Genomic DNA, 21,071 nt, shown 5'->3' with positions numbered 1-21,071 from the left:
CAACGCCTTCTGTGAAAAACACCGTCCCCTGGTTTCACCGGTTTTCTTTCCACACAAAATCTCCGGTTTCCGCCCCCCAGTCGTTTCCAAAATACCCGGTTCCTACCACAGCCCCGTATCCGGTTTCAAACACCTCCGCGCCCACGATGGTCAGGTCTGGAAAGGCGGTTCCTGCCAAAAAATAGTGGTTGGCGTGCACGGCGGCAAAGCCGGTTGGACCGGTTCCGGCAACCACCCCCACCGAAGCGATGTCACTATCCGGACGGGGTTGAATAAAATAACACCCCCAACCCTCGCCGGTCCATACCCGTTCGCCCAATTTCATTTCTCCCCGCCTTACCTGTACCGGGCTTTCGGCCAATAACTGCTTCCAGACGCTATTGGTATCCGCATTGCCGTACAAGATCACTCCCCTATCCGGGTACGCTTCGGGGGAGAATTGCCTGTCCGGCAGCAGTTCAATGGCTCCGTTTCCACGATAGCCAAAGGTTTCGGCATCAAAGCGCGCTTTGTAAAAATTCCAGGCGTTTTCTTCCGGGCTACCCTGGGTACCGTAGACAAAGATCATCCGGTGACGAAAAGCATCTTTAAAACCGCCGTATCGGTGGGGCCCTTTTTCATCCCGGCTTGGCAGCGTGCCCACCTCCCATTCCCCTGTATCGGTACGAACCAAGGTAATTTCCTTCACTGCCCTTTCCAACCTCAGCTGGCTTTCGTCCAAGGCAATCAACAGGGGAAACAATACCGCGGCCTTGCTCAGATCCAAGTGCAACACGGTTGCATTCTGGGTTGTACCCTGCAGCGACAAGGAATCCGCGCCCAGCGCCAAATCCACTTCGCTGATTTGGTAAGGATGGGTTTGTTGATAAAGGGTTACCCAATGGGAACGAGAGGAAATTCCCGGACTGGCTGTTTGGAATTCCAACTTACGTACCTGGCCCGGCAGGGGCAGTTGGTGACTTTTGAAAAAATCAAACATGGGGGGCCAATCGGCTGAGTGATTGCCGTACCAATGCCCGCCACCCGGGTATTCGTAATAGGAAAAGTCGGGGTGAAAACCCGCCAATAGCTGCCTCATCTCCCGGGCATGCCGCACGGGCACCACCGCATCGGCATCTCCGTGATTGATATACACCCCAAAATGCAGGTAATTCCGATGCAACAGCCGGGTACGCTGGGCGTTTCCGGCCCGTGCAAACATGCGCTGAATGGGCGTCTCCACCTTCCGAACATGTTCGATCCAATCGTGCAGCTCGGCGTAGCCGGCAGCCGGCCCGATAGCGGCCCAATAGTCCGGATAACTGGCCCCCAGGTACCAGCTGGCATGCCCCCCCATGGAATGGCCGGTCAGGTAGATTTTCTGTCGATCCGGCTGAAAGCGCTTCTTCCCGATTTCCAGCACCTCGAGGGCATCCAGCCGCCCCCAGTCCTCCCAGGCAAAGCCAAACGGCCCCCGGTTTGACGGCGCGATCAGGTGACCCCAATCCTTGGAAGTATAAACCGCAGCCTGCCCACTGGCCTCCACCCCGGCACCATGCGTAGAAAAGAACAAGGCCGGCGCCTGCCCTTCCGGAACCTGCCCGGGCTGTACTGCGTAATACTGTACACTGCCGTCAATGGAGCTAATAAACGTCCGGTTGTGCAGGCCGCCGGCGGTGCGGTTTTTCAACGGCAGGGTCAGCGAACCCAACTCCTCCCCGGAGGCGGAAAGCAGACGCAACTGAACCGCTACCTCGCTGCGAAGTACACCCTCCAATTCCGGAATCCGAAAGGGAACGATCCGCGAGGTAAGCTTTTCGATGACCGGAAGCGCAGTGCTCATTTCTTCCCCGCCTTCCACCCGGGCCAGGATCCGGTAGTCGGTCGCCGCAGTTTCAGTGGCATTGATCACCTTGATGCCTGCCCACTTGAACCCAGTCTCCTCCTGTATCAGGTCAGGCAAAGTCAACTGATCGTCGCTTAGCTGTACCGGCGACTCCACCGCACGCAGCGCTGCTCGTATTTCCGGATTTCTGCCCGAGGTCAAATAAAACGTGTTCCGCCCTTTCGTAAGTTGTACCGGAACCTTGGTGATGCCAAAGCCAAAATGGTCCCCCTCCCGGGGAACGCCATTCACATAGGCTTTTCCGTGACCCGATGCATCCAGGATGACTACCCGGTCGGAAGGACTCTCGTATTCCAGGTACAAGCCTCCGGAAGCCAGGTACTTGTGCTTGAAATAGCCTTCCGCGTCTGCTTCGATCGGCTCCCAATCAAGCGAAGGGGAATCCTGGCTGCCCTCCGGCCGAATCGACTTACTGGACAGGAGGCGGGAAATGACCGGGTCCACGGGGAATTCGGTTCGGGCATAGCGGGGGTATTTTTCCGGCGTCCCAAAGCCCGTAACCCATCCTTCGGTAAATACAATTGGCTGTGTAATGGTTTGTCCCTGGCTGATGGACAGTAGTCCGGATAACAGGAACAAAAGCAGCAGGAAGCCGCGCAATCGGTTGTGCATGTACATGATGGTTGACGTGGAAAAAGCGTCGGCAGCGGAATCCCCTCGCTGCTCATTGATTTACCGGTCAAAGAAAAGAATTTTTGGTTGAAAAAGGGACCCATTTTTTAACAAATTCAGTATAAATACCAAATTACTTTTCCTATTTACTCCGTACTGGCGTTAATCGGTGCGTATACAAATGCATTCGGCAACACATACGTTCGCGTATTACATGACCCTACCCTGTCACGACGTTTCTTTAACCAAGATTTTAGACTGAACACCAAGCAACATTAGCCAATGATCCATCTTGTAAAATCAAAATAACATTTTATAATTCTCAGTATTTAAATATAATTTAGAACTAAAATTGATCGACGCCACGTAATACGTTCGACAGATAGAAATGGAAACTACCCTACCATTCAAAATGAAATGTCACTAAATTTTTGAAAGACTACTCCTTCGGTGGGTTGATCATGATATGGGCGCGGTGGGTACCGGGATCCATGATCCAGGGCATGCCGGGCGCTTCGGGCTTCAATGCCAGTCCGGTGCTTTCTTGCGTCGCCCAGGGAATGTAGACCACGTAGCGCAGGTAGGTATTTTTTACTTCGCCATTCATGCCGTTGTAATCCTCGGCAGCCGCCGAAAGGGAATACAGCGTGGCCCCATCTTTGGGCATCTGCAGGGTGCCGGCTTTGGCTTCCGCCTCCCGGGTGTCAAAAATTTCCTTAAAATTTTTGCCCTCTTTCTTCAATTCCCTGCCGCGCTCCATAAAGGGTTCCAGCTGCTTGTGGTAGCAGGCGACACTAAATCCCTCGGCGTTGGGATCGTCGGCGATGCAAACCATGTCGTTGCTACCTTCCCGCAAGACGGTCCAATTGCCCCGGGTATCGTAGCCATAGACCATGGCCCCGTCACGCAGGTCCTCGGGGGCAGCCATCACGGCGGTTTTTATTTGCATGGCTTTGGAGGGCAATTGTTGGGCCTCGGCCTGGAGAAACAGCATTAGGGCGAAAAAACTCAAGCAAAATGGATTCATGATTGTGGATAGGTTCATTTTTTGGTTGTTTATAGGTCTATTAATATACGGGCTATTTTTAGAAAAGTAAAGAAAAAGTCAAAAAGACCCAACAGGAACAGGCCCGGGTTGAAGCAAAAAAAACCGCCGAATCGGATCCGGCGGTTTTTTTATAAAATTCCCTATTGCCAATGACTACCTGTCCAGCCGGGTATTCGTCCCGTCCACAGGGGTACGGTGTTCCCGGTTGGAGAGGTCCCACGCCGTGTGAAAAATCAGCCGGGCGCGTTTTTCCATCAGGTCAAACTCAATTTTATCCACCGTATCGCTGGGCTGATGGTAATCGTCGTGAACGCCGTTGAAAAAGAAGATCACGGGAATGTTGTGCTTGGCGAAATTGTAATGATCGGAGCGGTAATAAAACCGGTTGGGATCGTCCTCGGCATCGTAGCGGTAATCCAGGATGAGGTTGGTATAGGTGATGTTGTTGTACTCATTGATGATCTTGAGTTGGGAGGACAGCATTTCGGAACCGATCACGTAGACGTAATCCTGGTTTTCGGCATCCTGGTACTCGTAATCGATCCGACCCACCATGTCGATGTTCAGGTTGTTTACCGTATTTTCCAAGGGAAATAGGGGGTTTTCGGCGTAGTATTCCGAGCCCAACAGGCCTTTTTCCTCGCCAGTAACGTTAAGAAAGAGAATGCTTCTACGAGGGCGGTACCCATCTTTTGCGGCCGTTGCAAAGGCTTCGGCGATTTCCATCACAGATACGGTACCCGAGCCGTCGTCATCCGCCCCATTGTTGATTTCCCCCTGGCTGTTGACACCCACATGGTCGTAGTGGGAAGAAATGACCAGCACTTCCTCTTTTTTATCGGTTCCCTCCAGGTAGGCCAATACGTTTTCGGTACCTACCATCATCTTATCCTTGCGTACGCGGTAGCGTGCTTTTTGGGAAGGGATGGATTCCGGATTGTTTTTTGCGGCTTCCTTGAGCTCCTCCACAGGGGTTTCAAACAACTTTCCCATCGTCTCCGAACTAACCATAAACACGGGTTTGTGTTCGGTAGGCCGATCAAAACCCAGCCTACCCCTTCCGGAAAGGCTTTTGTACCGATTGGCTACCCGGTCGAAGTTGGCCTGTCCCTCCATGGTTACCAGAATCACCCCTTCGGCTCCGGCCTCCATGACCTTGCCGACGACATCTGCCGAACGTGCACCGATGGCCCACATGCCCACCAACTTGCCTTCCACATCCACTTTCGCCAGGTTTTCGTCCGAAGACAAGCCCAGAAAGACCAAGTCGGTACGAATGCGCTTTTTGGTATCAGCATCCCCAATAAAGACAAAATCCTCATTCAGCACCAGATCGTTTTTGCCCACCTGTAATTCCAAGTCCTCCCAGCGGACGCTGGAAAGCTCAAATGCCTGCAGGTAATTGCCGGACACCGGTCCTGCCAATCCTTGCTTCTGATAAAAATCAACCAGATAGGCTGCAGCCAGCTTTTGCCCCTTTTCTCCGGTATCCCTGCCTTCCAACTCGTCGGAGGCCAGGTAGGTCAAGTGTTTTTCCAAATCCCCGGCTTGAATGGTGGCGGCATACCGTAAAGACAGGTCTTCTTGACCCACTGCAGGAAAGGAAAAAACTGCCAACAACAATGCTGCGGCAATCAGCGGTAACTTTTTCATGATAACGGATTAATGATTTGAAACGATGGTGTTTTGTAAACCTAATTCAGTCTCAACTGGTTAGTAAGAAGATAATTAAGGGTAAAATCAATACCTAAATCGGCTAATATTTCTACCTTTGCGGTTCGATTCAGGAAAAATTGATTCGGCCAAAAATAATGATATTTTATTGGATATATGAAAATCAACCTTGCTTCTTCGGAAAAATTTAAAAACAGGCACATTGCTCCTTCGGAAAACGACATCCAATCCATGTTGGATGCCATCGGGGTCTCCTCTCTGGATACCTTGATTGATGAAACGATTCCCCAGAGTATTCGCCTCAAAAAACCACTACAACTTCCCAAAGCGCTATCGGAAACGGCATTTCTAAAAAGTTTCAAAAAGACAGCCGGCAAAAATCAATTGTATAAATCGTATATAGGCCTGGGTTATTACGATACCCTGGTACCAGGGGTGATTCAGCGAAACATCCTGGAAAATCCGGGATGGTACACCGCGTACACGCCCTATCAGGCCGAAATTGCCCAGGGCCGATTGGAGGCGCTGATCAACTTTCAAACCATGGTAGCCGAACTCACCGGCATGGAATTGGCCAATGCCTCCCTGCTGGACGAAGGTACCGCCGCCGGGGAAGCCATGACCATGCTGCATGCCAGCAGGCCCCGGGCCAAGAAGCAGGCGAATCGGTTTTTTGTAGACGAAAACGTATTCGAACAAACGAAAGAAATTCTCAAAACCCGTGCCCTTCCAGTGGGCATCGATCTTTTTTTTGGGACCCTTCAGGAACTGGACCTGACGGATCCCGACCTATTTGGGTTGTTGCTCCAATATCCCAATGCAGACGGCGAAGTCATCGATTACAGCCGTCTCGTAGAAGCTGCCCGGGAAAACAGCGTCTTTACGGCCTTCAGCACCGATCTGCTAAGCCTTACCTTGCTAAAGCCTCCCGGAGAGATGGGGGCAGATGTAGTGATCGGTAGTAGCCAGCGATTTGGGGTACCCATGGGTTTTGGCGGGCCGCATGCGGCCTTTTTTGCCACTAAAGAAGCATTCAAACGGCAAATTCCCGGACGAATCATCGGCGTCTCGGTGGACAAATCGGGGAAGAACGCCTACCGCATGGCGCTTCAAACCCGGGAGCAACACATAAAGCGGGAGAAAGCTACTTCCAATATTTGCACGGCGCAGGTACTGCTGGCAGTCATGGCCGGCATGTATGCGGTGTACCACGGACCCAAGGGGCTGAAGGCCATTGCCTCCCGCACGCATGGACTCGCCGTAATGACCGCGGATTGGCTGTCCCAATTGGGTTACGAACAGGTGAATAAGGTCTTTTTTGATACCATCCGAATTCGCGTGGACGAGGTGCAGAAGGAAAAGATCAGGGCCTTTGCCCTGTCGAAACGGTTGAATTTCCGCTACGAAAAAGAGTACATCCTGCTGAGTTTTGACCAGGTGAAAAACCGGGCAGATGTGGTGGAGCTCTACGAAGTGTTTGCCAAATCGACTAACCTGCTGCAGGTAGCAACACCTGCGGTGCCGGATCAGGTAGAAGGAATCATTCCGGCTGGGTTGGAGCGAACCAGTTCCTACCTGGATCACGAAGTGTTTCACCGGTACCACTCCGAACACGAGATGTTGCGGTACATGAAGCGCCTGGAAAACAAAGACCTTTCCCTGGTGCATTCCATGATTTCCCTGGGCTCTTGCACGATGAAGCTCAATGCTACCGCAGAGATGATTCCGGTGACCTGGCCGGAAATCGGTCAGTTGCATCCCTTTGTCCCGCAGGATCAGGCAGCAGGCTATTACGAAATGTTTCAGGAGTTGAGAAACTGGCTGAGCGAAATCACTGGATTTGCAGACACCAGTTTGCAACCAAATTCGGGTGCTCAGGGAGAATACGCAGGTTTGATGGTCATCCGGGCCTACCACATGAGCCGCGGGGAGGAATTCCGAAATATCGTGCTTATTCCCACCTCTGCGCACGGAACCAACCCCGCATCGGCGGTGATGGCGGGCATGCAAGTGGTGTTGGTGCCCTGCGACGAACGGGGCAATATCGATGTGGAAGCCTTTCGGGAGTTGGCCACCAAGTACAAAGACCGGTTGGCGGCATTGATGGTCACCTACCCCTCCACCCACGGCGTATTCGAGGAAGCCATTCAGGAAATATGTGCCCTGGTGCACGAGTACGGAGGGCAAGTCTATATGGACGGAGCCAACATGAACGCCCAGGTGGGGCTGACCAGTCCGGGAATGATCGGCGCCGATGTTTGCCATCTGAACCTTCACAAGACCTTCTGTATTCCTCATGGTGGTGGGGGACCGGGTATGGGGCCCATTTGTGTGGCCAAGCACCTGGCCCCTTTTCTGCCGGGCAATCCCTTTGTCCGGACAGGGGGAACGGCTGCCATCAGCCCCATCTCTGCGGCACCCTATGGCAGCGCCAGCATTTTGCCCATTTCCTATGCCTACATTGCGATGATGGGAGAAAAAGGGCTGGCCCATGCTACCAAAATGGCCATACTAAACACCAATTACATCAAAAAGCGGCTGGAAGCCGATTATCCCATTCTCTATACCGGGAGTAAGGGCCGTGCGGCCCACGAGATGATCCTGGATTGCCGGAATTTCAAGGAATGTGGGGTGGAAGTAGAAGACATCGCCAAACGCCTGATGGATTACGGATTTCACGCACCGACCGTCTCGTTTCCCGTATCCGGTACACTGATGGTGGAACCCACCGAATCGGAGTCCAAAGCGGAATTGGACCGCTTCTGCGATGCGATGATCGCCATCCGACAGGAAATTCGGGAAATCGAGGAAGGAAAGGTAGACCGGGTGTCGAACTTGCTGAAAAACGCCCCGCATACGGCTGAGGTACTGCTTGGTGATACCTGGGAATTTGCCTATTCCCGCGAACGGGCAGCCTACCCCCTGCCCTTTGTCAAGGAGAATAAATTTTGGCCTACCGTGGGTCGAATCGATGCTGCCTACGGAGACCGGAACCTGATGTGCAGCTGCATTCCCACCGCCGCCTACGAAGAGGAAAAAGAAGCGGTGGAATAAAAAAAAAGCCCCTTTGGCCATGATACCGAAGGGGCTTTTTTTATCGGGTACAGCCTTTACTTGAGGCTCCCGGTCATGTCTTCCGGTTTGACCCATTCGTCGAATTGCTCGCTGCTCAGCAGCTCCAGCGCAATAGCGGCTTCGCGGAGGCTGGTGCCCTCCTTGTGTGCTTTTTTGGCAATTTTCGCTGCGTTTTCATAGCCAATATGGGTGTTTAGCGCCGTGACCAACATCAGGCTATTTTCCAGGTGACGTTGGATAAAGGGCTTGTTGGGCTCGATACCGATGGCACAGTTATCGTTGAAAGACACGCAAGCGTCTCCCAACAGGCGCGCGGAAATCAGCAGGTTGTTAACCATCATGGGTTTGAACACGTTCAGTTCAAAATGTCCGTTGGCGCCGCCTACAGACACGGCCGTATCGTTTCCGATGACCTGCGCACAGACCATGGTTAGGGCTTCCGCCTGGGTAGGATTGACCTTTCCGGGCATGATGGAGGAGCCGGGTTCGTTTTCGGGGATCAATAATTCGCCAATGCCCGATCGGGGTCCGGATGACAGCATGCGAATGTCGTTCGCAATTTTCATCAGGCTCACGGCCAGTTGCTTTAGGGCCCCGTGGGTTTCCACGATGGCGTCATGCGCCGCCAGCGACTCAAATTTGTTGGGAGCGGTGACAAACGGATTGCCGGAAAAGTGGGCGATTTTTGCCGCCACCAGCTCCGCATAACCTTTAGGGGTGTTGAGGCCGGTTCCTACGGCCGTGCCTCCCAGTGCCAATTCAGACAGGTGGGGAAGGGTGTTTTTTATCGCCCGCATGGCGTGGTCCAGTTGCGCCACGTAGCCGGAAAACTCCTGCCCCAGGGTCAGCGGGGTGGCGTCCATGAAATGGGTACGGCCGATTTTCACCACATCCATAAAGGCCTCTGATTTGGCTTTCAGTGTATCCCGTAGCTTTTGTACGCCCGGAAGGGTCGTTTCCGCCACCATCTTATAGGCAGCAATGTGCATGGCAGTGGGAAAGGTATCGTTGGAAGACTGGGACTTGTTTACGTCATCGTTGGGATGAATCTTCTTCTTTTCATCCTGCAGGCTACCTCCGGAGAGGACGTGTGCCCGGTAAGCGACCACCTCGTTTACATTCATGTTGGATTGGGTTCCCGAACCAGTCTGCCAGACCACCAGAGGAAACTGGTCGTCCAGTTTGCCCTCCAGGATTTCGTCGCAGACGGTGGCGATGATGTCCGCTTTTTCCTGATCCATCACGCCCAACTCGGCATTTGTAAGTGCGGCAGATTTTTTTAGGATAGCGAATGCATGCACGATTTCCAAGGGCATCTGCTGCCGGGATCCGCCAATCTTAAAATTATTCACCGAGCGCTGGGTTTGGGCGCCCCAGTACTTGTCGGCGGGAACCTCCACGGGTCCCATGGTATCCTTTTCTATTCTGTATTCCATTGAATGGCTTGGTTTACGTTAAAAACAATTCAGCTGCTAAATTACAACAGGCAGGGCATAATCCATAGGTCCCGGGTGCTTAGTTCCTGCAATTTCCTGCGAAAGGAATCACCGGGAGGCATTCTTGCCGGTATTCAGTCCCATGGCCTCGTGAAAAAGTGCCTGGCTTTCGCGGACCTTTCGCCGGAAATGCCAGAAAGCAAAACCGTAGTTGGCCAATCCAGCCAAAACGCTGAGCAGAGCCATCTTCCAGTCCTGAAAAACCGACAAAAAAACCACCGTCAACCCAAAGCTGATCACGCCCCAAAAACCCAGAAAGAAGGCCGTACTGAGGAAAAACGAATATTCCAGCGAGATCAGGCAGCCTTTGGACAGGGGGTAAACCTCCCCTTTGATCAAGGGGAGAAAACTATCCGCTTTGTTGATTTTTTTTGAGATTCGAAAACAAGTTTTTCCCAGGGTGCCGTTAAATACTACCTCTTCCTCCGACAGGGGCAGTGGCCGATCCAGGTAATTCACTTTTCGCGTGATGCGGTCGAGTTTTTTCACGACCTGCCGGCTGTCCAGGGTAGACACAAATGTTTCGCTGTATGTGGGCACCAATCTCACCATGAACTAACAAGCAATTCGGGATAAAGTTTACACCTCAGCAATGCAGGATATTTCCACCTGCACGTTTTTTGGAAGCCTGCTTACTTCCACGGTTTCACGGGCCGGAGGGGAGCTTTTGAAGTACTGTCCGTACGCTTCGTTGATGGTGGCAAAATCATCCATGTTTTTTACAAAGATACTGCATTTGACCACCCGGTCAAAGGAGGAGCCCGCCGCGCGCAAGATGGCCTCCAGGTTTCTCATGACCGCGTGTGTTTCCTCGGTAATGTTTTCGTTGAGGAGTTCTCCGGTTTCAGCGTCCAGGGCAATCTGCCCGGAGACAAAGAGCAAGCCGTTACTTTTAACAGCCTGGCTGTAGGGACCGATAGGGGCGGGTGCTTCCGCGGATTGGATGATTTCTTTGGGCATGGGAAACGGGATTAAATGAAGCACAAATTAAACCCTATTCAAAGAATTAATCAAAGGAAGGACAAAAGATCTCAGTTGGCCACCAATTTGAAGCCCTCTCCGTGGAGGGTAACGATTTGAACACCGTTGTCGCCTTTTAGCAGTTTACGAATTTTGCTAAGGTATACATCCATGCTTCGGGCGTTGAAATAGCTATCGTCTCCCCAGATTTGTTTGAGTGCAAAGGAGCGACTCACCGTTTCGTTCATCGACGCCGCCAGTAGGCGAAGAAGCTCGTTTTCTTTGGAGGTCAATTTGTGCATCCCATCCGGACCTTCCAATTGTTGCGTGTCGTAATGCAGCACAAAGCTGCCGAAGGAATAGGTCTTCAATGCGGTTCGTTCTCCCCTGGCCTTGGTCCTTCGCAGGATGGCGCCAATTCGCAATAGCAATTCCTCCATGCTGAATGGTTTGGTAATGTAATCGTCCGCCCCTATCCGAAATCCCTGAATGACATCTTCTTTGAGATTTTTTGCCGTGAGGTAAATGATGGGAATGTTTTCTTCCACCTTCCGGATTTCCTTTCCCAGGGTAAAACCATCCTTTTTCGGCATCATTACGTCGAGGATGCACAGTTGGAAATACTCCTTCTTATAGCTGGCCCAGCCTTCTTCGCCGTCCCGGCACAAGGTAACCTCGTATCCTTTTACACCCAGGTATTCCTTGAGAATGTCGCCCAGGTTGGGATCATCTTCTACCAATAATATTCGTTCGTTGCTCATTGCCTTTTTGGTAAATTAATGGTGAAAATACTTCCCTGACCCGGCTCACTTTCCACCTGTATGCTTCCTTTATGTGCTTCTACCATCGTTTTTACGTAGGAGAGGCCCAGTCCAAACCCTTTCACGTCGTGAATATTGCCGGTAGGTACCCGGTAGAATTTGTCAAATATTCGTTTTTGGGCCTCTTTGCTCATGCCAATGCCGGCATCCTGAATGGCCAGCGTAAACCGGTCGTTCCTCTCCCGGACAGAAACCCGAATGGAAGGGGAATCGCCGGAATATTTATTTGCATTGTCTAATAAGTTATTGAGGATGTTGTTCAGATGAAACGGATCGGCCTCCAGGATGCCTGTCTGCACCTGGTAGTCCGTTTCGATGGCCCCACCCCGTTTCTCAACCAGCAGTTCAAAATGCTTTTTGGCTTCTTCCACCGCATCCACCAGGTTGATGGGTTCTACCTCCAGCTTGAAGTCTTTTTTATCCAGGGCAGCGGCCTGCAAGACCTGCTCGACCTGCTGTCCCAGCCGGGCATTTTCATCCTTGATAATCCCCAGGTAGCGGGTACGTAGTGATTTTTGGCCCAGCAAATCCGGATCCTGGAGGGCCTCGATGGCCAGGCTTACGGTAGAAATGGGCGTTTTGAACTCGTGGGTCATGTTGTTGATGAAATCATTTTTGACCTCAGAAATTTTCTTTTGCCGGATAATTACCTTGATGGCATACACGAAACAGACGATGATAATCGCCATAAACAGCAAAGAACTGGATAAGGGTAAAAAGACCTGCTGCATGAGGTAGTTTTCCTTCGTTGGAAAATGGATAACCAGGAAGTTTTCCAGGCCCAACAAGTCGCTGGGGAAGAGTTCTGCCCGAATGCCCTTCGCTTTTAAAAACTCCAGGTTAGAAACGGACCCGACGCCGACGATGCGGTCGTTTCCATCGATGATCCCCAGCTCAAAGGGCTGGTTGATGTTTCGGTTGACTAACTGATCCCGCACCTCCCTGCGCACCTGGGCCGTATCGACCCGGTTTAGGATATTCTGATTGCCCTGGGACAACAATTGGTGGATGACCACCTCCACCAATTCAATTTTCATGTTTGCCTGCACGATGGACTCTGCCACGTTTCGGGAAACATTGAATTCCTCGATGATAAAGTCCTGCCGGTTGCTGGCGTATTGGCGTCTACTAATGTAATTGTCTTTCTGGCTCAAAAACTCCAGATACCGTTCCTTTTCCTGCAATAGAATGGCCAGTTCGTCCGGTGTAAAGAGCGTAGATGCCACCGACGGGGACATATAAAAGTACTTTTCAATTTGGCTAAAACTCTTTGGTTCCCCTTCTTTGGAAGCGATCAATTTGCGGAAGGTCGAGGATATCTGGGGAATTTTTTGGTCAAACAGGGAATCCACCATGGATGGCCGGTTGATCGCCACCTGCCGGTGCCTAACCTGCACCTGAATGGGCTCTATCGGCTCCAGAAGGGCTTTTTGAAACAAGGTGTCCCGAGCCAGGGAACTCAGCAAGATATCACTGGCCTCTCCCTTCTCCAGCCGCTCGGAAGTGGATGCCAGTGCCTGAAACACGTTTTGCTCGAACCGCTCTTCGTTGATCTTTAGTACGTTTCCCACCCAGTAAAACTGAAAACCAATCAACCCCAGACTGGCAAGCGTCATCAAAAAGATAATGATTTTAATGCTGGTCTTTGACATGATACAAATTTAAACGATATCCATCAGGAAATCATTTCCTTAACTTTTTTTAACAGGGTTCGCAAAGGCAACCTATCCAAGATACCAACAAGGTTTTCCGAAACAGAATTCCCTTTGGGTTACGGTGGTAAAATTCGTTTTAAGTTTGGCTTGCTTTACCTATCTTTGCCAGCTAAATCAACACCTATGGAAATTAGCAACCAACGTTACTGCATCCAGGAAATTCCCCTGTTGGATGTGGCGAAAAAATACGGAACGCCGGTTTATGTCTATGATGGAGAAAAAATCCTTTCGCAGGTAGAAGCCCTCAAGCAGGCCTTTTCAGGGGTAACGATGAAAATTAAGTATGCAACCAAGGCCTTATCCAACCTCACCATCCTAAAGCTGATGCGTCAGGCTGGCACCGGGGTAGACGCCGTTTCCATAGAAGAAGTACAGCTATGCATGCATGCCGGCTTTGCGGCAGCGGAAATCATGTATACCCCAAACTGCGTGGACTTTGAGGAAATCAAGCAAGCAGTCGAGCTAGGGGTGACAATCAACATCGACAATATCCCCATGTTGGAACATTTTGGAACCGAGTACGGGCCATCCGTGCCCCTGTGTATCCGACTGAATCCCCACATCCTGGCCGGGGGAAATGCTAAAATATCCGTAGGCCATATCGACAGCAAATTTGGTATCTCCATCCTTCAGCTCAAACATGTCCTGAAAATTGTACAGGCCTACGACTTGCGGGTGGTAGGCCTCCACGTGCATACCGGCTCGGATATTTTGGACGCCGAAGTGTTTTTAAAAGGAGCAGAAATACTCTTTGATGCTGCCCGGGAATTTGGGCAGTTGGAGTTTCTGGATTTTGGTGGCGGATTCAAAGTAGCCTACAAAGACGGAGACATCACCACGGATATTCAGGACGTGGGAAAAAAAGTATCGGCTGCATTTCAACAATTTTGCAAGGAATACGGTAAGGAACTGGAAATTTGGTTTGAACCCGGTAAGTTTTTGGTAAGCGAATGTGGCTACCTGCTGGTAAAAGCCAACGTGGTTAAGCCCACTCCTGCCACTACCTTTGTGGGGGTAGACTCCGGGCTCAATCACCTGCTGCGCCCCATGATGTACGATGCCTATCACGGCGTGGTCAACATCAGCAAGCTGGATGGGCCGGAGCGGGTGTATACGATCGTGGGCTATATATGCGAAACCGACACCATCGCTGCCGATCGCAAGCTTCGGGAAGTAAAAGAAGGCGATGTACTGGCCATCAAAAACGCCGGCGCCTATGGCTACAGCATGGCTTCCAACTACAATTCCCGATTCCGCCCGGCAGAGGTATTGCTCCTCCACGGCAGAGATCACCTGATTCGGAAGCGGGAAACCTTTGAGGACTTACTAAAAAATCAACCGACTGTTGATTTATAAATCAAATAGGGGGCAAAAAAATTTGCCCCCTTCTTTTTTTTCGATTCCCTGCACCTGTTCCAAAATCCCGGGGGGTAACTTCGTTTTTGCATCTACCAAATAAAGCATGGTATTTCGCCATTAATCCCGCCAAAAATTATTTTTTACGTTAATTTGGGAATTCAATTTTTATTCTATTATTTATAGGAATAGAACATATTTTGAGTATTTCATTTAACTGCGTTCTAATTACATAAAATAATATTTCAAAAAACAAAAGGCAAAAAAGAATTTGTGTAAAACAAAATTTATCGTTCAAAAACACTGAATCGGGGCCAGTGTCTACGAAAAAGGCATGCAAACACGGACTTTCCGGAAAATAACAAAACCGAAAACTTAATTAACTTTTAACACATTACAAAAAATGATGGCGTCCAAAACAAAAGCGATTATGCAGATCCACCTGGACCAGAAAGATGCTCGCATCATCGGTCAGGACCTGCTTGAATACGCCGAGACTTTAAGCGAAGCGTTGGGCATGGATACGTTTCGTATCCAGGAGGAGATGCAATCCGGGGATCTGAACCATTTGATCATCACGTTCAATTACTATTTTGGGGAGTACATTGAACTGTTGGATTCCGACCACCGCATCGGCTCCTGAAATCCGCGAGACGAGCGACAATTTTTCAATCAATCAATCCGAAAACAAAGAAGGGAAAAAGCTGCTTTAATATACGAAAATACACAAGCAGCAATGGCAAAAACGTTACGACTTATTCTGGGGGACCAGTTAAACCCACAGCACTCTTGGTTTACCGAAACGCGGGAGGAAGTGGTCTACCTAATGCTGGAAATGCGGCAGGAAACGGATTATGTCCGGCATCACGTACAAAAGGTGCTGGCGTTTTTTCAATCCATGCGGAATTTTGCAGAGGAGTTGACCAAGAAAGGGCATCGGGTATGCTACCTACGTATTGATGACCCGAAAAACAGGCAGTGCCTGGAAAAAAACATTGGCGATTTAATTGACCGGGAGCAATTTGACCGATTTGAGTACCAACTTCCGGACGAGTACAGACTCGACCAACAGCTTCAGCGGATCTGTAAACAGCTACCCATCAAAACGGCATGTTTTGATACCGAACATTTTTTGACCGACCGAATGGCCGTAAAAAGATTCTTTTCCGGTAAGAAAACCTACCTGATGGAATCCTTTTACCGGTCCATGCGGCAGGAGTTCGGCGTATTGATGCAGGGAAAAAAGCCGCAGGGAGGAGAATGGAATTTCGATAAGGAAAACCGAAACGCATTCCGGGAAGAAGTATCGGTCCCTGATTTTCCGTCGTTTGAACGTGACCTCGGATCACTGTTGCAATCCATCCACAACGCTGGCGTACAGACACTAGGCGAGGTGGACCCCAGCCGTTTTCCCTGGCCCTGCTCGCGGCAGGAATCACTAACCGTGCTGGACCATTTTCTCACAGAACTGCTTCCTCATTTTGGCAGGTATCAGGATGCCATGCATACCGCCGAACCCTTCCTGTTTCACAGCCGGCTTAGCTTTGCACTAAATAGCAAGATGCTCCATCCTTTGGAAGTGATCCGCGCGGCACAAGATTGCCTGGAAAAGGATCCCGAAACCTACGGGCTACCTCAGGTGGAGGGCTTTATCCGGCAAATTCTGGGATGGCGGGAATTTATGCGGGGAATCTATTGGGCGAAGATGCCGGACTATGCCCAAATGAACTTCTTTGGCCACAAACGAGCCCTACCCTCCTTTTTCTGGGATGGAAACACGAAAATGAATTGCCTGAAACATGCCATCGGCCAATCCCTGGAGCATGCCTACGCCCACCATATTCAGCGGCTGATGGTCACCGGCAATTTCGCGCTGCTGGCCGGAATTGATCCGGACGAAGTGGATCAGTGGTACCTGGGTATTTATATAGATGCCATCGAATGGGTGGAAATCACCAATACACGGGGCATGAGTCAGTTTGCCGATGGAGGTATCGTGGGCACCAAGCCCTATGTCTCCTCTGCCAATTATATTGATAAAATGAGCAACTATTGCGGCAGCTGCCATTATTCAAAAACCAAAAAAACGGGAGATAAAGCATGCCCTTTCAACAGTTTGTATTGGGCCTTTTACGAGCGAAACCGGGAAAAACTGGAAAATAACCCCCGCATCGGCTTCGTGTACAACACCCTCTCGAAAATGAAGCAAAAAGATGAAATACTAAAGCAGGCCAACACGTATCTTTCCAACCTGGATGACTTGTAAAAACCAGAACTGGTGTTGGGACTGGTTACACCCGAGCTGATCTGGGCAAGTGAGGTGCTTTTTTTTCACCACCGTTTGGCGCCGAATCTAACAGATTTTAGCTATGCCGGCAAGCTACGCTATCTGAAAAATTGGATAGTTATTCGACCAATTTTTCTATGGGCTATCCGGGGTGATTCCCTAAAGACTGAGTATAAATTGTATCTACACCTTTTTATCCGAGGATGTACGAATCCTGAGGCAGAAGCAATGCCGGATTCCAGGGAAATGCGAACGGTGTATGCGTTCTCAAAAACGCAGTCGACTAGCCACTGCAAATAGCTTTTGGGCGGTTGCTATCTGTTGGGACCGAGAAGATAAGAGGGTGATGTTTCAAACTTCACCCAGTGGTGGCAGGGTATAGCCTGTATCTCCCACGCTTATAAATTTAATTAATGCAATGAATGATAAAGATTTATGGGTCAGGCAAACAAATAACCAGGGAAAAACGTTATATTTAATGTCATACTAACAATTAAAAAAATGTACTGGAGTCTCGACACGTTTTTTCAGCAGAACCTACGGCTGAATGAAAACGAAAAATTAAAATTGATAAAAACCTATATCAAGAACCTAAAAAATGAAAAGAAAAAGAGGGGCTAACCGCCCCTTTCTTTTTTTGGTCTTTTTTCAATCCTTTTTTATTAATCCTTCCGTCAACTTATTTAGTGCCTCTACCTTGTACTCAAAATCCCCCTTCAGGGTATCTCGGTATTTGTTGATGTTTTCCACCATTTCATTGATGTCTTCCGGAATGGTTTCTTCCAGCAATTGCCGCAATCGTTTGGCCGTTGTTGGGCTCTTGCCATTGGTACTAATAGCAATTTTCACGTTTCCCTTCGTGACGATGCCTCCCAGATAAAAGTCGCAATACTCCGGCGTATCCGCCACATTGACCAGCAAATACCTTTCTTTGGCATCCCGGTAAACGGTTTTATTGACCTCCGGAAAGTTGGTTGCAGCGATCACCAAGTGCTTTTGATCCAAATAGCGCGAATGGTAGGCATCCTGTATCAAACGAATCCGGGGATTATTGCGGGCGATTTCTCGAATTTCGTCAGAAATCTCCACGGATACGACCGTGACAGTGGCATGCGGACTGGACTTAAGTAAAAAGGTGAGCTTTTCCAGCCCTACAAATCCCGCGCCTACCAGCAAGGTTTCGAGTTGATGGACTTTCAAAAAGATGGGATACAATTCATTCATTGGACCAGGAAATCAATTGGTGTTCGCAAAGAACTTCTTCGTATACTGCTCGCAACCGGGGACTCTCCCGTACCACTTCGCCGATGACAATGATCGCAGGAGCCCCAATCTGCTGCTCCGTCGCTTTCGCTACAATATCTTCCATGGTGCCCGCCACCACTTTTTCCTCCCGGGTGGTTCCCCGCTCGACGATGGCGATGGGTTTGTCCGTGAGGCCATGTGCTTCGTAGGTATGCACGATTTCCTTTAGCTTTTTGGTACCCATTAAGAGCACCACGGTGGCTTTGGAGCGGCAGGCCAGCTTGAGGTCGTCGGAAAGTGCGCCACTGGAGGTCGTGCCCGTAATTACCCAATAGCTCTCGGAAATGCCTCGCTTGGTCACAGGTATGCCTACCGAAGCCGGAACGGCCACTGTGGACGAAATACCGGGAACCACCGCTGTATCTATTCCAAACTGCTGGATGTAATCCAATTCCTCCGCTCCTCTGCCAAATACAAAGGGATCTCCGCCTTTCAGGCGCACCACATGCCCGTATTTTTGGGCGTAGACCACACAAAGGCGATTGGTTTCATCCTGTGGGTTTTGGTGACTTCCATGGCGTTTGCCTACAAATATTTTCAGGGCCTTGTCTGGCGCATGGTGCAGCAGCGCCCGATCGATCAGGGCATCGTACAAGACCACATCGGCCTTGTTTAGTGCCAACACTCCTTTTAAGGTGATCAACTCCGGATCGCCCGGTCCTGCTCCCACCAGGGTTACGCGTGGTCTGACCTCATTCCTCATGCATGTACTTCTTTAGACCTAAATTCACTGATCGCTTCGTAGACCTTCTCTGCCGTCTGGTAATACTCCCGGGCAAAATCTGCGGTAGGCGAATGCTGTTTGATTTTGTAGACCAAATCGGAAAAAGAACCACCCAGGTCAATCTTGCCGGAATCGATGAAGTGCGCTTCAAATTCGGAAACAATGCTGGCGTAGCTATTGGTATTTACTCCCTCGGCGGTCAAAATGGCCTTTGCGGCATTCACCATGCACGTGTATGCTTGGTAGATCCCATCGGCCCATTTTTCGGCTTTCAAACTATCCTCTGCATCGGCCAGCTTCTCCCGGGCTTCCAGCAGCAGGGTAGACACCAGATCGATGACCACCCCGGCACATTCTCCTACTCCGATGGCTTTTACGTAAGGCTCCTCATTGCCCCAATCGATGAAATCCGATTCCGTGATGGTATCCGTTCCCGCCAGGGGCTTGAGTAGTTCATAAAAATACATCTGTCCCTGACGCTCGTAGTACCGCGCATAGTTCTCCCCTTTTTCGGCTTGGGCCTTGTAATCGTCCAATAAAACGCGCAAGGCTTGCGGTCCGCGCTTACTCGGGATTTTAATGACTTTGTCGGAAAAACGGCCTTTGCCGTCTCCAAACGTTGCTCCGCCCAACAGCACCTGCAAAGCCGGCAACACCGACTTACCTACCTTCATGGACATGCCTTGAAAACCGATGGAGGCCATGTTGTGCTGCCCGCAGGCATTCATGCAGCCGGATATCTTGATGGTGAGGTGTTTGTCCAGCAAAAACTCGGGGTATTCGTCCAAAATTACCTTTCCCATCACATCGGCAGCACCCGTACTGCTGGCAATTCCCAGGTTACAGGTATCGGTACCGGGGCAAGCCGTGATGTCTCCGATGGAATTGTAGCCATAGTCCGCCAAACCCAATTTTTTAAGCTCCTGGTAAAAAAACGGTACCAATTCTTCTTTCACGTCACGAATCAGAAAGTTCTGCCGCAGGGTAAACCGCAATTCATCGTTTGCGTATTCCCTGATCAGCTTTGCCAGCTGCCGGGCCTCTTTGGTGTAGAAATCACCCAAATGCACTTTCACTCCCACAGCCACGTATCCGGGTTGTTTTTGAGGAAGGACGTTTGTCACTTTCCATCGCCTGTAATTTTCGTCGGTAGGAACGGTGAACGCCGGTATAACCGGGTTGGGCAAGGATTTGGAAGCCTCGTAGTCACTCACGTCGATCGGATAGGATCGGTACTGCAGGGCCATTTGCTCTTCGGCTACCAACCGTAAAAACTCCTCCAAACCCAGGCCATTGATGAGAAACTTCATGCGTGCTTTCATGCGCTTGGCTCGTTCCCCATGACGGTCAAAGACCCGTATCACCCCCTCTACAAACGGGATCAACTGATCCGTGGGTAAAAACTCGTGTACCACGTCTCCGTGCCGGGGTTGAGATCCCAATCCTCCACCCAAAAGCACCTTAAATCCGCGTTCTTCCGTACCGTCTCCATGCGTCATCAGTTTGGCAATAAACCCCAGGTCATGCAGGTAGGAAAGCGCCGTATCTTCTTCACTGGCGGAAAAGCTGATTTTGAATTTTCTGCCCATCTCCTGAGAAATGGGGTTGCGCAGCATGTACCGAAAGGTGGCATCCGCATAGGGTGTCACGTCGAAGGGTTCCCTGGGATCAATTCCCGCCGTTTCGGAAGCCGTGACGTTCCGGACGGTATTGCCGCATGCCTCCCTAAGGGTGACATCGTCTTTTTCCAGTTCGGCCCAAAGTTCCGGTGTTCGGTCCAGGCTCACGTAATGGATTTGGATGTCCTGCCGGGTGGTAATGTGCAGCCTTCCGGTGGAATATTTTTCGGAAACATCGCAGATACGGGTAAGCTGGGAAGATCGCACCCTTCCGTAGGGAAGTTTGATGCGGATCATCTGCACCCCCTCCTGTCGCTGTCCGTAGACGCCCCGAGCCAACCGGAGACTTCTGAATTTTTCCTCGTCTATTTTTCCATTTCGAAAAAGCTCGATTTTATTGGCCAATTCGACGATATCTTTTTCCACCAGGGGATTTTCGATTTCTGTTCTGAAACTTTGCATGGTACTACTTTTTCAGTTTTTTAATTTGCAGT

15 protein-coding genes are annotated in these 21,071 nt (G+C 50.4%); 4 read left to right on the top strand and 11 right to left on the bottom strand.

Translation table 11 applies throughout. The features are described from left to right. Positions 1–34: 34 nt before the first annotated feature. The 3 genes from BMW71_RS11190 to BMW71_RS11180 form a co-directional block, all read right to left on the bottom strand. On the bottom strand, positions 35–2,497 hold the full coding sequence (locus BMW71_RS11190) for a carboxylesterase family protein (RefSeq protein ID WP_177179618.1): 2,463 nt from the start codon (positions 2,495–2,497) through the stop codon (positions 35–37). A 439-nt stretch (positions 2,498–2,936) separates the two neighbouring features. Continuing rightward, positions 2,937–3,524 carry a hypothetical protein gene (locus BMW71_RS11185; protein WP_092174825.1) on the bottom strand — a complete coding sequence of 196 codons (588 nt, stop codon included), beginning with the start codon at positions 3,522–3,524 and terminating at the stop codon, positions 2,937–2,939. Positions 3,525–3,698: 174 nt separating this feature from the next. Beyond that, the gene (locus BMW71_RS11180; protein WP_092173700.1) at positions 3,699–5,198 is read right to left on the bottom strand and encodes a M28 family peptidase; all 1,500 of its coding nucleotides are present in this window, start codon (positions 5,196–5,198) and stop codon (positions 3,699–3,701) included. A 177-nt stretch (positions 5,199–5,375) separates the two neighbouring features. Between BMW71_RS11180 and gcvP the strand changes: the two genes are divergently transcribed. After that, positions 5,376–8,273: an aminomethyl-transferring glycine dehydrogenase gene (gene gcvP / locus BMW71_RS11175; RefSeq protein ID WP_092173697.1), complete on the top strand. Its 2,898-nt coding sequence runs from the start codon at positions 5,376–5,378 to the stop codon at positions 8,271–8,273. A 56-nt stretch (positions 8,274–8,329) separates the two neighbouring features. Here gcvP and fumC read toward each other — a convergent pair whose 3' ends face one another. The 5 genes from fumC to BMW71_RS11150 form a co-directional block, all read right to left on the bottom strand. After that, complete coding sequence (gene fumC / locus BMW71_RS11170) at positions 8,330–9,730, bottom strand: class II fumarate hydratase (RefSeq protein ID WP_092173694.1); 1,401 nt, start codon at positions 9,728–9,730, stop codon at positions 8,330–8,332. Positions 9,731–9,838: 108 nt separating this feature from the next. Then, positions 9,839–10,342, bottom strand: a complete 504-nt coding sequence (locus tag BMW71_RS11165; RefSeq protein ID WP_092173692.1) for a hypothetical protein — start codon at positions 10,340–10,342, stop codon at positions 9,839–9,841. Positions 10,343–10,369: 27 nt separating this feature from the next. Then, a complete protein-coding gene (locus tag BMW71_RS11160) occupies positions 10,370–10,750 on the bottom strand; it encodes a RidA family protein (protein ID WP_092173689.1) in 381 nt (126 codons plus the stop codon). A gap of 71 nt (positions 10,751–10,821) precedes the next feature. Further along, the gene (locus BMW71_RS11155) at positions 10,822–11,511 is read right to left on the bottom strand and encodes a response regulator transcription factor (RefSeq protein WP_092173686.1); all 690 of its coding nucleotides are present in this window, start codon (positions 11,509–11,511) and stop codon (positions 10,822–10,824) included. Continuing rightward, positions 11,508–13,223 (bottom strand): sensor histidine kinase, encoded by a 1,716-nt coding sequence (locus BMW71_RS11150; protein ID WP_092173684.1) that lies wholly within the window; start codon positions 13,221–13,223, stop codon positions 11,508–11,510. Before BMW71_RS11150 ends, BMW71_RS11155 begins: the two co-directional genes overlap by 4 nt. Before the next feature lie 186 nt (positions 13,224–13,409). On the opposite strand from BMW71_RS11150, the gene lysA reads away from it, so the two are divergent. The 3 genes from lysA to BMW71_RS11135 all read left to right on the top strand — a co-directional run bounded on the left by lysA (position 13,410) and on the right by BMW71_RS11135 (position 16,908). Continuing rightward, positions 13,410–14,642 carry a diaminopimelate decarboxylase gene (lysA, locus tag BMW71_RS11145; RefSeq protein ID WP_092173681.1) on the top strand — a complete coding sequence of 411 codons (1,233 nt, stop codon included), beginning with the start codon at positions 13,410–13,412 and terminating at the stop codon, positions 14,640–14,642. Between the two features lie 430 nt (positions 14,643–15,072). Continuing rightward, on the top strand, positions 15,073–15,285 hold the full coding sequence (locus tag BMW71_RS11140) for a hypothetical protein (RefSeq protein WP_244891152.1): 213 nt from the start codon (positions 15,073–15,075) through the stop codon (positions 15,283–15,285). Between the two features lie 93 nt (positions 15,286–15,378). Beyond that, a complete protein-coding gene (locus BMW71_RS11135; RefSeq protein ID WP_092173676.1) occupies positions 15,379–16,908 on the top strand; it encodes a cryptochrome/photolyase family protein in 1,530 nt (509 codons plus the stop codon). 669 nt (positions 16,909–17,577) lie between these two features. Here BMW71_RS11135 and BMW71_RS11130 read toward each other — a convergent pair. Genes BMW71_RS11130 through BMW71_RS11120 form a run of 3 tightly spaced genes read right to left on the bottom strand, consistent with a single transcriptional unit; the run spans position 17,578 to position 21,039 of the window. Beyond that, positions 17,578–18,153, bottom strand: a complete 576-nt coding sequence (locus BMW71_RS11130) for a precorrin-2 dehydrogenase/sirohydrochlorin ferrochelatase family protein (protein ID WP_092173674.1) — start codon at positions 18,151–18,153, stop codon at positions 17,578–17,580. Further along, the gene (gene cobA, locus BMW71_RS11125) at positions 18,146–18,937 is read right to left on the bottom strand and encodes a uroporphyrinogen-III C-methyltransferase (protein ID WP_092173671.1); all 792 of its coding nucleotides are present in this window, start codon (positions 18,935–18,937) and stop codon (positions 18,146–18,148) included. Before cobA ends, BMW71_RS11130 begins: the two co-directional genes overlap by 8 nt. Beyond that, positions 18,934–21,039 (bottom strand): HEPN domain-containing protein, encoded by a 2,106-nt coding sequence (locus BMW71_RS11120; protein WP_092173669.1) that lies wholly within the window; start codon positions 21,037–21,039, stop codon positions 18,934–18,936. The genes cobA and BMW71_RS11120 overlap by 4 nt, the downstream gene beginning before the upstream one ends. Between the last annotated feature and the right edge of the window lie 32 nt (positions 21,040–21,071).

Origin of the sequence: Cyclobacterium xiamenense (genome assembly GCF_900109255.1) — a bacterium.
GTDB classification, from domain to species: Bacteria; Bacteroidota; Bacteroidia; order Cytophagales; family Cyclobacteriaceae; genus Cyclobacterium; species Cyclobacterium xiamenense.
The sequence above is the reverse complement of the archived record's forward strand: the minus strand, read 5'-3'. Positions and strand labels throughout refer to the sequence as shown.

Bases quoted from the DNA above. Each gene is read 5' to 3' on its own strand.
- BMW71_RS11165 (WP_092173692.1), bottom strand. From the start codon at position 10,342: ATGGTGAGATTGGTGCCCACATACAGCGAAACATTTGTGTCTACCCTG.
- BMW71_RS11190 (WP_177179618.1), bottom strand. From the start codon at position 2,497: ATGCACAACCGATTGCGCGGCTTCCTGCTGCTTTTGTTCCTGTTATCC.
- BMW71_RS11130 (WP_092173674.1), bottom strand. From the start codon at position 18,153: ATGAATGAATTGTATCCCATCTTTTTGAAAGTCCATCAACTCGAAACC.
- BMW71_RS11155 (WP_092173686.1), bottom strand. From the start codon at position 11,511: ATGAGCAACGAACGAATATTATTGGTAGAAGATGATCCCAACCTGGGC.
- BMW71_RS11180 (WP_092173700.1), bottom strand. From the start codon at position 5,198: ATGAAAAAGTTACCGCTGATTGCCGCAGCATTGTTGTTGGCAGTTTTT.
- cobA (WP_092173671.1), bottom strand. From the start codon at position 18,937: ATGAGGAATGAGGTCAGACCACGCGTAACCCTGGTGGGAGCAGGACCG.
- BMW71_RS11185 (WP_092174825.1), bottom strand. From the start codon at position 3,524: ATGAATCCATTTTGCTTGAGTTTTTTCGCCCTAATGCTGTTTCTCCAG.
- BMW71_RS11135 (WP_092173676.1), top strand. From the start codon at position 15,379: ATGGCAAAAACGTTACGACTTATTCTGGGGGACCAGTTAAACCCACAG.
- gcvP (WP_092173697.1), top strand. From the start codon at position 5,376: ATGAAAATCAACCTTGCTTCTTCGGAAAAATTTAAAAACAGGCACATT.
- BMW71_RS11160 (WP_092173689.1), bottom strand. From the start codon at position 10,750: ATGCCCAAAGAAATCATCCAATCCGCGGAAGCACCCGCCCCTATCGGT.
- BMW71_RS11150 (WP_092173684.1), bottom strand. From the start codon at position 13,223: ATGTCAAAGACCAGCATTAAAATCATTATCTTTTTGATGACGCTTGCC.
- fumC (WP_092173694.1), bottom strand. From the start codon at position 9,730: ATGGAATACAGAATAGAAAAGGATACCATGGGACCCGTGGAGGTTCCC.
- lysA (WP_092173681.1), top strand. From the start codon at position 13,410: ATGGAAATTAGCAACCAACGTTACTGCATCCAGGAAATTCCCCTGTTG.
- BMW71_RS11140 (WP_244891152.1), top strand. From the start codon at position 15,073: ATGCAGATCCACCTGGACCAGAAAGATGCTCGCATCATCGGTCAGGAC.
- BMW71_RS11120 (WP_092173669.1), bottom strand. From the start codon at position 21,039: ATGCAAAGTTTCAGAACAGAAATCGAAAATCCCCTGGTGGAAAAAGAT.